The following is a 15349-nucleotide window of genomic DNA, read 5'->3' on the forward strand; positions in this document are numbered from 1 at the left end:
TATGGGGAGAAAGAATGAAGCGGTACTTATCTGTTATTGCAGTTGTTTTATTATTAACAGGATGTGACGGAAGTAATAAGAATAATTCAGCACCAGAGCTTTTTGGTGAATGGAAAACCCAGATCTGTAACTTTGAGATTGGCTCAACCTATTACGATGCAGGGCATTGGAAAGAGGTTATTTATGACTTCAAACGCGATGAACGCATTATAAAAACCCAGCTTGTTTATGGTGATTCCGAATGCAACGGTGAATTTCAGCGCATTGCCCCTCCTGCTGATAGCATGGCCGCAGGAAGTTTCCTTGACTTAGGCGAAGCCCAGCTTGAAGAGGGTGTCGATGGTGGCCGTCTACAGGTTGGCTTGATCTTTCTAAGCGAGTCATATACCTACGAAGGTTTTTACACAATTTTTGATCATAAAATTTGTTTCTCCGACCTGTTTAATTTTGGCACGATAGCAATTTCAGCTTCAAATAATGGTCGCACAGCAATTAATTATGAAGACTGCCTTGTGAGAATGAATGAGTCGAAGTCGTCTTTATAATTAAAACAACAATTATGATAGTCTTCTGATCTTTGAAATAAATAAGGAGAGCCAACATGGCAATCGCACGAGTGACCGAAATCACATCATCATCCACCGTCAGTTTTGAAGATGCAATGCAACAAGGCATCAAACGAGCCAGTAAAACACTGCGCAATATAAAATCGGCCTGGGTTCAAGAACAGACCGTGAAAGTTGAGAATGGTGAAATATTAGAATACAGAGTCAACATGAAGGTTACATTTATCCTAGACTAAACTCGTTTCTACCGTGATTTATATATCAATAGATGAGAAAACCAATGAGAGCGCATGAAAAAATAAATTATGTCGAACTTCCAGCCAAAGATATCAAGGTCGCAAAATCATTCTTTAAGTCTGCTTTTGGGTGGTCTTTTGTTGATTTCGGGGATGAATATACAGCCTTCTCAAATGCTGGAGTAAACGGTGGATTTTTCAAGTCCGACCGACCCGCTTTAACATCTAATGGCAGCGCTCTTATTGTTCTATACAGTGAAAATCTAGAAAAAACGCAACTAAAAATAGAGAGCCTTGGCGGTTCAATTATAAAGCAAACTTTCGCATTTCCAGGCGGTCGTCGTTTCCATTTTTGTGATCCAAATGGCAACGAATATGCCGTGTGGTCGGATAAAGGTGCATAGCAAATAGCCCTAATGGATCATGCCATTATATTGCAATTGAGAATTCAGTGGCCTATTTATATCTTGCAGTAGCAATAGTGGCTGAAGTCATTGCGACGAGTGCATTAAAAGCATCGGAAGAGTTCACGAAGCTGTATCCGAGCCTAATCGTTGTGATCGGGTATAGTATCGCATTCTACTTTATGACACTGGTGTTGCGAACCATACCAATAGGAATTACGTATGCAGTTTGGTCTGGTTTAGGTATTGTTCTGGTAACTATTATTGGCATAGTGCTATACAAAGAGATCCCAGATATTCCCGCAGTGATAGGCATGGGGTTCATTATTGCAGGCGTTGCGATCATTCATATATTTTCTGGGTCGGTGAAACAAGGTTGAGAAGGGTGAAGCCTCACCGGCACCTACGCAACATCTAAAGTAAACTCTATAGCCAAAAAATGGACTAAAAAATTAGCTCAGCTCAATAAGGATAGGAGCCACTATGGATGACATTTCCCCCAGTGATTTAAAAGCAATTCTACACTCCAAACGCGCCAATATTTACTACCTCGAAAAATGTCGCGTCATGCAAAAGGGCGGTCGTGTTGTTTATCTCACCGAAGAGAAGGTCGAGAAACAATACCCCCCTGTGTCAGGCTAGTTGTCGCCTCTAATTTTCATATAGAGGTAGAGAGAAATGAGAAGAAACTTCACAAAATCATTTAAAATTCAGGCCGTAGAAAAAGCACTGGGTCGAAGTGAAGAAACAACGATAAGTGAAATTGCCAGCACATTGAATATGAGTGAATCAACATTAAACAAGTGGATTATGAAAGCAAAAAGACAAGAGCTAGCAGAAGACTTTCCTGAAGATGGCACAAAGATGTCACAAGAGAAACGGCCACAGGACTGGACAACAAAAGAACGCCTTAACATGGTAATCACGTGTAGCTCATATGAAGGTGAAGCCTTGAGCTCCTATTGTAGAAAACAAGGTGTTTACCCACACCATATAGAGCAGTGGAAACTCGACTTTACTCGCGAAAACATTAAAAACACAGGAGTCACTTTCCGCACAGAGATCAAAACGCTGAAGAGTGAAAATAAAGCACTAAAAAAAGAGTTGACCCGCAAAGAAAAAGCGCTGGCTGAGACAGCGGCGCTATTAGTTCTCCAAAAAAAAGTCGACGAGATCTGGGGAAAAAACGAGGGCAGCTCACAATGAACAGAGAACGAAAAGAAATTATTGAGTTAATCAATCAGGCGCGGGGCGCAGGAGCCAGGCAAGGGTTAGCCTGTGAAGTCATCGGAATCAGTACCAAGACTCTTCAGCGCTGGGAAGACCCCGACAATAAACAGGATGGTCGTCCAGCGGCAAAACATGCGCCCACAAACAAACTCACTGAACTTGAGAGAAAGCGAGTTCTTAAAGTGGCCAACGAACCAGAGTTTGCTGATTTACCGCCTTGCAAAATAGTACCTAAACTTGCTGATCAAGGGAAATATATTGCATCACAATCAAGCTTTTATCGTATCTTAAATGAGAATAAGCAACTGAAACATAGAGACAAAAGCAAACCGTCAAGAAAAATGACAAAACCACGTGCATTGACAGCGAGCGCAGTGAATCAGATATACACCTGGGATATCACCTATTTGCCGACTCAGATTAAAGGTGTCTACCTCTATCTGTATTTAGTACTGGATATTTACAGTCGTAAAATTGTGGGCTGGCAGATTCATGGTGAAGAGCGGAGCCTGCTTGCAGCGGATTTGATCACAGATATATGTCAACGTGAAGGGATCAAGCGTAATCAAGTCACGCTCCATTCAGATAATGGCAGCCCAATGAAAGGAGCCACCATGTTGGCGACATTACAAGAATTAGGCGTGGTGCCCTCATTTAGCCGCCCCTCAGTGAGTAATGATAACCCATATTCTGAGTCTATTTTTCGTACATTAAAATATCGCCCGGAGTATCCAGAAAAGCCATTTATAGATATCGGTGCGGCGAGGTACTGGGTCAGCGAATTTGTTCAATGGTATAACCATGAACACCTGCATAGCGGCATTAAGTTTGTGACACCGGATCAACGTCATACGGGTGAAGACATTCAAATACTGGCCAATCGAAAGCAGGTCTATGAAAAGGCAAAAGCTCAAAATCCGAGTCGCTGGACAGGTGAGATCAGAAACTGGGATCGAATCGGTGAGGTTTATCTCAATCCTGAGAAAGGTAAATCTGAAATTGATCAGAATAAGGCGGCATAAATTTAATCTTTAGGCGACAACTCTCTTGAAAAACGCCGCGTTATGCATTGCATCATGCAAGACAGCATAAGCTGGATCGGATTATCTACATCATCCCGTTTACTTCCATAATTGAGCAGAACGCCGCAGCCATTAGGGGTGTTGTCGAAGACTCAAAAGACACAAGCCCTTGGGTGCTAGAGCAACATTCGAATCTGGAGCCAGAGCAGCAGAGTTGGCATAGCAAATTGGTGAGTGAAAACTGGGATGCGCCTATCGTAATGACCACGATGGTGCAGTTTCTTGAGGTGCTGTTTTCAGGAGGAACCAGAGGTGCAAGGAAGCTGCATCAATTGGCCAATACGGTATTGATATTTGATGAAATTCAAACACTTCCCATAAATTGTACCCACCTGTTTTGTAATGCGCTCAATTTTATCACTAACTATTGCAATACCACAGCAGTGCTTTGTACCGCAACACAACCACTGCTTGATCAGCTTAAATCACCCGAGAAAGGCCAATTAATCATCCCACCTGAAAATGAGTTGATCAGTGATGTACCTAAACTGTTTGAAAAGCTAAAGCGTGTGAAAGTGAGTAATAAGGTAAGACCTGAAGGTTGGACAACCGAACAGATCGCGGCACTCGCACTGGATGAGTTTAAAGAACTTGGTAGCTGCCTGATTATTGTCAATACAAAATCCTGGGCGCAGCAGCTTTATCTGGAAATACAAGCCGGTGCTGAAGTAGATAAAGAGTCGCTGTTTCAACTGAGCACCAGCCTTTGTCCAGCACATCGTAAAGTGATTTTTGCAAAAGTTAAGGCGCGACTGAAAAATAACCAACCGGCATTGTGTATTAGCACTCAACTGATTGAAGCGGGTGTTGATGTGGATTTTGCATCAGTTATACGGTTTCTCGCCGGGTTGGACTCCATCGCGCAAGCTGCCGGGCGTTGCAATCGAAATGGTTTGCGTAAAGAAGCCACGGTGCATGTGGTTAACCCCGCAGAGGAAAATATTGATCTACTAACAGATATCAAAGTAGGTCGAGACAAGGCGCAGCGTGTTATGGATGAAGGCTTTGATGATTTATTGGCCCCCGATGCCATCAAACAATATTTTAACTATTATTTTTATGATCGAGCTGAGGAAATGAGCTACCCCATATCGGCTAAAAAACTGGGTAGGGATGATGATTTACTCAACTTGTTGAGTTGCAATGCAGTAAATATTGGGCGTAACAAAAACACATTACTGCTTCAACAATCCTTTATGACCGCTGGCAAAATGTTCAAGGCGATTGACTCGCCAACGCAGGCCGTCATTGTGCCTTATGGTGAAGAGGGGAAAGATTTAATTGCAGAGCTGGGGCGGGTTGCAAAAGAGTTCGATGTAAAAACCTATCGAGCACTGCTCAAGCAGGCGCAAAAATTCAGTGTTAACGTATTTCCCAATGTATGGAAACAGCTACAAAATGAAGGTGCTGTTCATGAAATACAGCCGGATGAAGGTATATTTTATCTCGATGAAAAATATTATAGCGATGAGTTTGGACTTTCAGTTAAACCCTGCAACAAAATGAGTTTTCTAGGAGTGGATTGAATGCATGATAAACCTAAAAACAGTGTCAGCTTCAAAGTGCATGGACGATATGCCCTGTTTACTGACCCTGTAACCAAAATCGGCGGTGAGAAATGCTCTTACCATTTGCCGACCTATGAAGCCATCAAAGGTGTGCTGAAGTCTATCTATTGGAAACCAAGCATTATTTGGTATGTGGATAAAGTAAGGGTGATGAAACCATTACGCACGCAAACCAAAGGTACAAAGCCACTGGTGTGGGGCGGTGGAAACAGTTTGGCTATTTATACTTTTTTGCACCATGTGGAATATCAGGTAGAGGCACACTTTGAATGGAACGAGCACCGCCCTGAATTAGCTAAAGATCATATTTCTGGCAAACACTTTGCCATTGCCAAGCGTTCAATCGAACGGGGTGGTAGACAAGATATATTTTTGGGGACGCGTGATTGCCAGGCTTATGTAGAAGCGTGTGAATTTGGCGAAGGTACTGGTGCTTATGATGACATTGAAGAGTTGGGGTTTGGTCTGATGTTTCATGGTTTTGACTACCCGGATGAGACGGGAAAAAATGAACTGCATAGCCGCTTTTGGAGCGCCACTTTAAAAAAAGGCATTCTGGAATTTCCTCGGCCTAAATATTGTACAGTGAGCCGCTTTATTCGCCCGATGTTGCCTAAACAATTTGAAGAAGGTGAAAACCTTTTATCTGTAGAAATTGAGGAGGCGAACTTATGAGTTGGATGGCGAAGTTGTATGAAACCTATGAGGCTGGGATGCAGCTTGATTTACTTGACTCAGATAAATTGATGCCGATTAGCCATACACCTCAAAATGCTCACATAAAAATTACCATTGATGGCGAGGGAAATTTTAGGCGGGCTGAAATATTACAAAAAACCCAAATTATTTTACCTGCAACAGAAAGATCGGCTGGAAGATCCGGTAGCGGTGCGGCTCCGCACCCATTGGCAGACAAAATACAGTATGTGGCAAAGGACTACCCAAACTTTGGAGGAAAGAAAAAAACCTTTTTTAATGAGTATTTAAATCAAATTAATGAATGGTGTGAATCCTCATATTCCCACCCAAAGGTTAGGTCAGTATTTAAGTATATTGAGAAAGGAACGGTTGTTAGCGATTTGATTGAAAATAATATTTTGCAAGTCGGAGAAGATAAATCCCTGTTGTTGTCGTGGCCTAAAGATAGTGAAACTGAGGCACCTCTAATATTTAAAGTTTTGCCAAAAGAAAAAGGAAAACTTGATCAAGGGAATGCACTCATTTGCTGGAATGTAGAAACGAAAGATGACTTAGTTAGTGAAACTTGGAGAGATCGCAGTTTGCAGAAGGCGTGGGTTTCATACGATCTATCGAAAAACGAAAAAACAGGGCTTTGTTATATCACCGGTAACCAAGTGCCTTTGGCAATAAACCATCCGGCAAAACTCCGCCATACTGGAGATAAGGCAAAGCTTGTTTCATCAAATGATATGTCGGGTTATACCTTTAGGGGGCGATTTACAGACAGTAAAAAAGGCATAGAAAAGTTTGGTGCACAATCAGTTGGCGTTTCTTTTGATGTTACTCAAAAAGCTCACAATGCTTTGCGCTGGTTGATTTCGCGTCAAGGATTCAGAAATGGAGACCAAGCAATTATAGCCTGGGCTGTGTCAGGCGAAGAGATACCTCAACCCATGGAGGATATTTGGGATGCAATGTCTGATGAAATACAGGAGGTATCCGGCCTGCCTCTATCGGCGGAAACCCAGGTTGATCACACAAATGATCTTGGCCAGTCATTTTCCATAGCACTGGGTAAATACATGGCGGGTTATCGAACCAAGTTAAAGCCAACGGATAACATCATCATAATGGGGCTGGATTCTGCAACGCCAGGTCGCATGGCGGTTACCTATTACCAAGAGTTCTTTCCTGATAATTACATTGAGCGTATCTCAAAATGGCACGAAGAGTTTGCTTGGTATCAACGCCATAAAGTAGAAGAGGATGTAGGTAAGAAAAAACCAATTTCGAAGACCGTATGGCCTGTTTGCACGCCATCCCCTAGGGCAATCTGGGAGGCTATTTACGGAAGCATCGTAAATGACTCACTCAAGAAAAATACGATAGAGCGTATTTTGCCTTGCATTGTTGAAGCACGGCCTTTTCCGCAAGATTTAGTTGAAAAGGCGGTACGGCGTGCCAGTAATCGCAGCTCATATAAATCTGATGAGCAGTGGTTATGGGAAAAACATTTAGGAATAGCATGTGCCCTGTATCGGGGTTTTTGTAAACGTCATCCAAAGCAGAGTAAGGAGTATATCGTGGGGTTAGAACAAGAGAATAATTCAAGAGATTATTTATATGGTCGTCTGCTGGCGATTGCAGAGAGAATTGAAGATATGTCCTTGTATGTGTCGGGTGAAAATCGTTCCACTACTGCTGGGCGTTTAATGCAGCGTTTTGCCGACCGTCCGGCATCCACTTGGCGTAATATTGAGTTAGCATTGCAGCCCTATATACAGCGTCTCAAAAATAATCGCGCTGGTTTTTTGCACAACATTCAAACGTTACTGGATGAGGTTATGTCTAAATTCAAAGAGGGTGAGTTTGTAAGCGACAAATCATTAAGCGGCGAGTTTTTGTTGGCCTATCATACTCAGCGGCGAGAACTGCGTGATAAAAAACAATCAAACGAAAAAACAACTACTGGAGATAACGAATGAGCTTACAAAATAAAATTGATTTCGCCCTAATTTTTAGTGTTAAAAATGCCAACCCTAATGGTGATCCGCTGAACGGTAATCGCCCACGTACCGATTACGATGGTTTTGGTGAAGTTTCGGATGTCTGTATTAAACGCAAAATTCGTGATCGATTGCAAGAGGCGGGTGAACAGATATTTGTTCAATCGGATGAGAAAAAAACTGATGGAATGCCGAGTTTAAAAACTCGTGCAGAATCAGCAGAATATGGCTTGGGTAAAGATGCCTTTAATGTCAAAAAAACTACACCAGTAGAAACGGCACGTTTAGCCAATGAGAAATGGATTGATGTTCGTAGCTTTGGTCAGCTGTTTGCTTTTAAGAGTGAGAATAAAGATGGCGTTTCTATTCCCATTCGAGGCCCAGTTTCAATACAATCTGCATTTAGTATAGAGCCTGTCAGCATTACTAGCCTGCAAATCACTAAAAGCGTTAGTGGTGAGGGAGATGGCAGCAAAAAAAGCTCAGATACAATGGGCATGAAACACCGAGTGGATAGCGCTGTTTATGTCACTTTTGGCGGTATGACCCCACAGCTTGCTGAGCGAACGGGTTTCAATGAAGAAGATGCGGACAAAATAAAACAAGTTTTACCAAAACTATTCGAAGGCGATGCTTCTTCCGCACGCCCAGAAGGCAGTATGGTGGTTGAGAAAGTCATTTGGTGGAAACACAACTGCAAATCTGGTCAATACTCATCGGCAAAAGTTCATCGGACGCTCTCCGTGAAAGAGGATGGTAGCTATACACTTACCAACCTGGATGGGCTTGAGCCAGAAGAAATTGATGGATTTTAATCTAATGCTCATCTACCAAGCCGAAGATGGACAGAGCCGTTTCTCGTTCCCACGCTCTGCGTGGGAACGCATACGGAGGTAATGGTATGAAAAAACTCATCCGCAACTCCACTGCTGAATTCCTGATCTTCACCTCTCAGGCAGGTGAAGAGAGCATCGAAGTTCGGGTGGAAGAAGAGACTGTCTGGTTAACTCAAAAGCTGATTGCTGAGCTGTTTGGTAAATCGGTATCCACCGTCAATGAGCATATTAAGAATATTTATACTGACAATGAGCTGGGTGAGACTGCCTCGCTGAGAAAATTCGGAAATTCCGAATTTTCTACTAAACCGACCAATTTCTACAATCTGGAGATGATTATCTCCGTGGGTTACCGCGTCAACTCAAAACGCGCCACTCAATTCCGCCAGTGGGCTACCCAGGTGCTACGCGAGTTCGCTATTAAAGGTTTTGTGCTGGATAACAAGCGTCTTGAAAATGGTTCTTTTTTAGGTGAAGACTATTTTGAGAGATTACTGGCTGAAATCCGCGAAATCCGGCTTAGCGAGCGGCGTTTTTATCAAAAAATAACCGACATTTATGCCACCAGTCTGGATTACAACAAGGATGCTAATACGACCAAGATTTTCTTTGCTAAGGTGCAGAATCAACTTCACTTCGGCATACACGGTCACACGGCGGCTGAGTTGATTGTGCAGCGGGCTGATAGTGACAAAACGCATATGGGATTGACATCTTGGGGCAGTGCGCCCGACGGCAAGATCATTAAAACCGATGTGAGCATTGCCAAGAATTACTTGAGCAAAGAGGAGCTGGAATCTTTGGGCAGAATCGTCAGTGCCTATCTGGATTTGGCAGAAGAGCGAGCCAAGCGAAATATCCCCATGACCATGGACGACTGGAGCAAGCGGCTTGATCTGTTTCTTGAGTTTGATGAGCGGGATATTTTGCAAGATGCGGGAAAGGTCACCGCTGAAATTGCCAAAGCGTTTGCTGAAAGCGAATTCGAAAAATATCGCATTGTGCAAGATAGGCTTTTCAAATCAGATTTTGACCGGTTGCTGGAGCAGCAAAAAAAATGAGTGACGAGCCACAAACCATCATGCTCTCTGCATTGCAGCACTACGCTTACTGTCCACGCCAGTTTGCATTGATACATGTCGAACAAGCCTGGGCAGATAACCGCTTTACCGCCGAGGGAAATATATTGCATGAGCGGGTGGATTCTGGTGCCGCCGAGCAGCGTAAAGGCACACGCTACGAGCGCAGTGTGATGTTGAAATCGCAGCGCTACCAGCTTACCGGTAAAATGGATTTGTTAGAGATTGAGCAAGGCGATTCACCGAAATATCTACCGGTGGAGTATAAGCGTGGCAAACCAAAAATTGAGGATTGGGATCGAATACAGGTATGTGCTCAGGCGCTCTGTATAGAAGAGATGCGCGATACCCATATTAGCGAGGGCGCGATTTGGTATTGGGAGGTGCGTCGTCGAGAAGTGATTCAGATTGATGATGCATTACGAGCGGCTACTGTTGCGGCCATTGAGGGCGCGCATGCCATATTGGCTTCAGGGAAAACACCCGTTCCAACCGATAAAACCAAGCGGTGTCGCGCCTGTTCGTTAGTAGATTTGTGCGAGCCTGGTACCTTTCGGCGTGATCATTCCGGTGTTTATATTGAAGGAATTTTTTTAGATCATAATGTGTATACAATCAGTGAAAAATCATGAAAAAACTACTGAACACCCTCTATATTACGCGTCAAAAAAGCTACCTTCACAAGGAGCGGGAAACTATTGTTGTAAAGCTGGATAAAGAAAAGCTCGGACAGTTCCCTGCGCTGACGGTCAGTAATATTCTCTGTTTTGGTCAGGTGAGTGTCTCTCCATTTTTGATGGGTTATTGTGGTGAAAAGAGTATAGGGCTTTCGTTCTACACGGAATATGGAAAGTTTTTAGCACGCGTTCAAGGCAAACAAACGGGTAATGTGTTGTTGCGGCGCACACAATACCGGTGGGCAGATGATGAGTTGAAGTCGGTATCTATCGCTCGTTTGATGGTGGCTGCAAAAATTGCGAATGGCCGGTCAGTGCTGATGCGCGAAGTGCGGAATCATGGTTCAAATGAGCCGATCGAAGCCGCGATTAAACACCTTGCTGCAAGCTTGCGCCGAGTGCGTCATGTCACAACTGTTCCAGAAATACTCGGAATAGAAGGGGATGCCGCAAACTGTTATTTCGGTGTGTTTAACGCGCTGCTAAAAGGCAATGGTTTTAAGTTTGGAGGGCGCGTGCGCCGTCCACCGACTGACCCTGTTAACGCATTGCTTTCGTTTGCTTATACATTAATCACGCACGAATGTGCATCGGCATTGCAGGGCGTAGGGCTTGATCCTTATGTTGGATTTTTGCATCAAGACAGACCGGGGCGAGTGAGTCTTGCGGTTGATCTGTTGGAGGAGTTTAGAGCGCCTTGGGCGGATCGATTTGTTCTTACCCTGATTAACAGGCAGCAGGTTAAGCTCAATGACTTTGTGACGGAAGCCAGCGGTGCCGTTCGGTTAACGGATGACGCACGCAAAACTCTATTAGTTGCATGGCAAGAGCGAAAACAAGTTGAAGTCATGCATCCTTATTTAGATGAAAAAGTACCGGTTGGTCTACTGCCTCATTGTCAGGCTATGTTATTGGCGCGCCACCTACGTGGTGATACAGAATATTACCCCCCTTATCTGGTGAAATAATTATGCTGGTTTTAGTGACATACGATGTAAGTGTTTTAACAAGCGATGGCAGGCGGCGTTTAAGGAATATAGCCAAGACTTGTTTGGACTATGGAATGCGAGTGCAAAACTCTGTATTTGAGTGCGAAGTTGATCCCGCGCAGTTCACTATATTTAAAAATAAATTGATGGAAATTTATAATCCGAAAGAAGATAGTCTTCGTTTTTATTTTCTTGGTAAAAAAGGAAGGAGTAAGGTTGAGCATGTTGGTGCAAAAGTTACTCTTGATCCGATAAGAGATGCGTTAATTATTTAATGCGCTAACCTTGTGCTCTCATGAAATCGTAGAGAAGTTAGCGGGCGGGCTAACTCATTGATATTAATTGAATATAATAGTTTGCATTTTGTTTGTAGTTTTATTTGATGAAAAATTATCTCGGATTAGCGGAAAATTATCATTTGTTCTTTAAAAATTAGTAAGTTAGTATTTAACGGTCGCACCCTTCGCGGGTGCGTGGATTGAAACCCCTTTAACTCCTGGACTTTTAACGTGTCAAGCTCGTCGCACCCTTCGCGGGTGCGTGGATTGAAACGATATTTTTGAAATGCTTTTTGTCGGAATTGGCGTCGCACCCTTCGCGGGTGCGTGGATTGAAACGTCCAGTTTTAGTATCAAAGCGAGAGACTATACAAGTCGCACCCTTCGCGGGTGCGTGGATTGAAACTAGCTCGTTAATTAAGCAGATGGATTTACCCGCAGTCGCACCCTTCGCGGGTGCGTGGATTGAAACCCCCCCCCTGCAAAGTGTCTGGCGCAATATCACGGTCGCACCCTTCGCGGGTGCGTGGATTGAAACAAACTCTTTGTACCAATCTGCTGCTTTAAGAGACGTCGCACCCTTCGCGGGTGCGTGGATTGAAACTGTACTATTTAAAATGAGGATTAAGTAAATGTCACGTCGCACCCTTCGCGGGTGCGTGGATTGAAACATGCAGTGCTTAGTTGGCACGTAAACCGTTTCTTGTCGCACCCTTCGCGGGTGCGTGGATTGAAACATTTTTACGTACCAAATCAATTCTCAATTTAATATGTCGCACCCTTCGCGGGTGCGTGGATTGAAACTCGTGATACCTGCGCACCCACTACAACGGGAATAGTCGCACCCTTCGCGGGTGCGTGGATTGAAACTTTGAAAGCAGCCATACATTAATTTTGGAGAAAAGTCGCACCCTTCGCGGGTGCGTGGATTGAAACAATCCTTTGCCTTCGCAGCAATCTCGGAATTCTGTCGCACCCTTCGCGGGTGCGTGGATTGAAACTCCTTGTTTGCTTTGGGTTAATCCCTTAGCTATGGTCGCACCCTTCGCGGGTGCGTGGATTGAAACAACAAATCCCGCGCCCATTTCTTGTAGGTCTTTGTCGCACCCTTCGCGGGTGCGTGGATTGAAACCTTTACGTGTACTTTTCCTTCATCAGCGATGCGGTCGCACCCTTCGCGGGTGCGTGGATTGAAACCAGCTTCTTTTGTTGCTTTAATGGCCGCTTCTTGGTCGCACCCTTCGCGGGTGCGTGGATTGAAACTAATACATATTGATATGCTTAATGTACTTGATGATGTCGCACCCTTCGCGGGTGCGTGGATTGAAACAATAATATTATTGCTTGATACACCTGATATTGCGGTCGCACCCTTCGCGGGTGCGTGGATTGAAACGCAGGATGAAATTGATTTGATGAATGAAGGAAAGGTCGCACCCTTCGCGGGTGCGTGGATTGAAACAAATATCAGAGTAATTGCCTTGAGACTGTCCGAGGTCGCACCCTTCGCGGGTGCGTGGATTGAAACCCTGTATTTCCAGAAAAATTGATTTCCAGTGAATGTCGCACCCTTCGCGGGTGCGTGGATTGAAACCTGCGCAGCAAGCCCGTGCAACAGGTTATGGAGCAGTCGCACCCTTCGCGGGTGCGTGGATTGAAACTGCCGAGCAGGGTCATGAGCAAATGAGCCAGAGAGTCGCACCCTTCGCGGGTGCGTGGATTGAAACCTGATGGATATGATTTTGATTCGTCATCGAGATGGTCGCACCCTTCGCGGGTGCGTGGATTGAAACAGACCTAACAGTTTGCTGGACACCCGTGGAAATAGGTCGCACCCTTCGCGGGTGCGTGGATTGAAACGTGCAAGTCATCAAAATCGCACTCACGAATATGTGTCGCACCCTTCGCGGGTGCGTGGATTGAAACTCGCGGGGCCAGTTTGAGTAATGCTAATATTATCGTCGCACCCTTCGCGGGTGCGTGGATTGAAACTAGACAAGCGATAGTTGTTTCGTTTTCTTTAAAGTCGCACCCTTCGCGGGTGCGTGGATTGAAACTTTGCCTGCTGCCATCGCAGCATCATTTGCCTCGTCGCACCCTTCGCGGGTGCGTGGATTGAAACTTTTTGAGTGCTTTATCTCTTTTTGCAATATTACTGTCGCACCCTTCGCGGGTGCGTGGATTGAAACTGCTAAGCGCCAACTGGGTTTGCCGTTTGCTTTATGTCGCACCCTTCGCGGGTGCGTGGATTGAAACAATTGGTATGTCAGAGTTTATTGACTCCATTGATGTCGCACCCTTCGCGGGTGCGTGGATTGAAACTCAATAAGTTGGCTCGGCGGTTCACTCTCCGTTTGTCGCACCCTTCGCGGGTGCGTGGATTGAAACTAGGCGAGTGCGAAAATAGAAATATTATTGTTCAGTCGCACCCTTCGCGGGTGCGTGGATTGAAACATATCAAAGCACTGATTGTTTTTAAATCCAGTCAAGTCGCACCCTTCGCGGGTGCGTGGATTGAAACCAAAAATGATAAAAGACGACGAATGGCCGAAAATGTCGCACCCTTCGCGGGTGCGTGGATTGAAACTAAAATTTATAAACTTAATTATAATAAGTGTCAGTCGCACCCTTCGCGGGTGCGTGGATTGAAACTAATGCTGTTTATTTTGCTGCAGTATGCTAATTCGTCGCACCCTTCGCGGGTGCGTGGATTGAAACTTAATAAAGACCCCAGAAAGATGAACTGGTCTTCGTCGCACCCTTCGCGGGTGCGTGGATTGAAACATAAAAACGCGGAGCATAGCGGCGGAGAATTTAGTCGCACCCTTCGCGGGTGCGTGGATTGAAACTTAAAGTCGAAACCAATAGTTCGGATATAGAATGGTCGCACCCTTCGCGGGTGCGTGGATTGAAACTTGACCCCATAAACTTTAAAACCATTGCGTTTTAGTCGCACCCTTCGCGGGTGCGTGGATTGAAACATTGTCTTAAAAAGGTATGTCATCATCAAAGTCGTCGCACCCTTCGCGGGTGCGTGGATTGAAACGACACGTAATTGAGGATTATTTATTGATTCACTTGTCGCACCCTTCGCGGGTGCGTGGATTGAAACGGTTTTTTTATGCAGCAGCGCTTACGGGATTTAGTGTCGCACCCTTCGCGGGTGCGTGGATTGAAACATGACCTGCGAGAGCGACGACTAAGTGTAAATACGTCGCACCCTTCGCGGGTGCGTGGATTGAAACCCAAGCAGCAAATGGAACCTCTTTGCCGCGCTTGTGTCGCACCCTTCGCGGGTGCGTGGATTGAAACTCTAATTGATGGCTTGATGGCTATCCTAAATCAAGGTCGCACCCTTCGCGGGTGCGTGGATTGAAACAACGCAAAACGAAAGTCAGCAGTCAAGGCACGGGTCGCACCCTTCGCGGGTGCGTGGATTGAAACGAGGGGGTCGTCCGCAATACTCAGGCAAACGAAGCCAGTCGCACCCTTCGCGGGTGCGTGGATTGAAACAGATATAAACGCACAATCAATCAACCTACGTAAAGTCGCACCCTTCGCGGGTGCGTGGATTGAAACGACTTTCGGCAGTCGTGGTAGAACGGCCAGTTACCTGACCGCCCCCACACAGATCCGGACGTGCGGAATTACCGCATCCGGCTCTTCAATTATATCGTTGCTCGTGTAAAGCACCAACCCTCTATGGGTTGGTGCTTT

General features: G+C 45.0%; 12 protein-coding genes, 2 pseudogenes and 1 CRISPR repeat array. All 14 genes and pseudogenes read left to right on the top strand.

Annotated features, from left to right (window positions below):
* The first annotated feature begins 14 nt into the window (after positions 1 to 14).
* Positions 15 to 545 carry a hypothetical protein gene (locus L3J70_04080; GenBank protein ID MCF6235541.1) on the top strand — a complete coding sequence of 177 codons (531 nt, stop codon included), beginning with the start codon at positions 15 to 17 and terminating at the stop codon, positions 543 to 545.
* Positions 546 to 601: 56 nt separating this feature from the next.
* A complete protein-coding gene (locus tag L3J70_04085) occupies positions 602 to 802 on the top strand; it encodes a dodecin family protein (GenBank protein ID MCF6235542.1) in 201 nt (66 codons plus the stop codon).
* A gap of 44 nt (positions 803 to 846) precedes the next feature.
* On the top strand, positions 847 to 1206 hold the full coding sequence (locus tag L3J70_04090; GenBank protein MCF6235543.1) for a VOC family protein: 360 nt from the start codon (positions 847 to 849) through the stop codon (positions 1204 to 1206).
* Positions 1207 to 1253: 47 nt separating this feature from the next.
* Positions 1254 to 1586, top strand: coding sequence for a multidrug efflux SMR transporter (locus tag L3J70_04095; GenBank protein MCF6235544.1), 333 nt, complete (start codon positions 1254 to 1256; stop codon positions 1584 to 1586).
* Positions 1587 to 1689: 103 nt separating this feature from the next.
* Positions 1690 to 1830 (top strand): annotated as a pseudogene (locus L3J70_04100) (subtype I-F CRISPR-associated endonuclease Cas1).
* A gap of 54 nt (positions 1831 to 1884) precedes the next feature.
* Positions 1885 to 3458, top strand: a protein-coding gene (locus L3J70_04105; protein ID MCF6235545.1) for an IS3 family transposase whose coding sequence is annotated in 2 segments (ribosomal slippage) — positions 1885 to 2371 and positions 2371 to 3458 — 1575 coding nt in all. Because the reading frame shifts where the segments join, the coding sequence is not laid out codon by codon here.
* A 38-nt stretch (positions 3459 to 3496) separates the two neighbouring features.
* A pseudogene (gene cas3, locus L3J70_04110) lies at positions 3497 to 5044 on the top strand (CRISPR-associated helicase Cas3').
* Positions 5045 to 5761: a type I-C CRISPR-associated protein Cas5c gene (gene cas5c, locus L3J70_04115; GenBank protein ID MCF6235546.1), complete on the top strand. Its 717-nt coding sequence runs from the start codon at positions 5045 to 5047 to the stop codon at positions 5759 to 5761.
* Positions 5758 to 7752 (top strand): type I-C CRISPR-associated protein Cas8c/Csd1, encoded by a 1995-nt coding sequence (cas8c, locus tag L3J70_04120; GenBank protein MCF6235547.1) that lies wholly within the window; start codon positions 5758 to 5760, stop codon positions 7750 to 7752. Before cas5c ends, cas8c begins: the two co-directional genes overlap by 4 nt.
* The gene (cas7c, locus tag L3J70_04125; protein MCF6235548.1) at positions 7749 to 8588 is read left to right on the top strand and encodes a type I-C CRISPR-associated protein Cas7/Csd2; all 840 of its coding nucleotides are present in this window, start codon (positions 7749 to 7751) and stop codon (positions 8586 to 8588) included. Before cas8c ends, cas7c begins: the two co-directional genes overlap by 4 nt.
* An 86-nt stretch (positions 8589 to 8674) precedes the next feature.
* Positions 8675 to 9670, top strand: a complete 996-nt coding sequence (locus L3J70_04130) for a virulence RhuM family protein (GenBank protein MCF6235549.1) — start codon at positions 8675 to 8677, stop codon at positions 9668 to 9670.
* Positions 9667 to 10320 carry a CRISPR-associated protein Cas4 gene (gene cas4 / locus L3J70_04135; protein MCF6235550.1) on the top strand — a complete coding sequence of 218 codons (654 nt, stop codon included), beginning with the start codon at positions 9667 to 9669 and terminating at the stop codon, positions 10318 to 10320. Before L3J70_04130 ends, cas4 begins: the two co-directional genes overlap by 4 nt.
* Positions 10317 to 11333 carry a type I-C CRISPR-associated endonuclease Cas1c gene (gene cas1c / locus L3J70_04140; GenBank protein MCF6235551.1) on the top strand — a complete coding sequence of 339 codons (1017 nt, stop codon included), beginning with the start codon at positions 10317 to 10319 and terminating at the stop codon, positions 11331 to 11333. The genes cas4 and cas1c overlap by 4 nt, the downstream gene beginning before the upstream one ends.
* Positions 11334 to 11335: 2 nt before the next feature.
* Positions 11336 to 11629: a CRISPR-associated endonuclease Cas2 gene (gene cas2, locus L3J70_04145; protein MCF6235552.1), complete on the top strand. Its 294-nt coding sequence runs from the start codon at positions 11336 to 11338 to the stop codon at positions 11627 to 11629.
* 178 nt (positions 11630 to 11807) lie between these two features.
* Positions 11808 to 15211: a CRISPR direct-repeat array (repeat unit 32 nt; unit sequence GTCGCACCCTTCGCGGGTGCGTGGATTGAAAC).
* Positions 15212 to 15349: the final 138 nt, after the last annotated feature.

This window comes from Gammaproteobacteria bacterium, assembly GCA_021648145.1.
GTDB lineage: Bacteria > Pseudomonadota > Gammaproteobacteria > JAADGQ01 > JAADGQ01 > S141-38.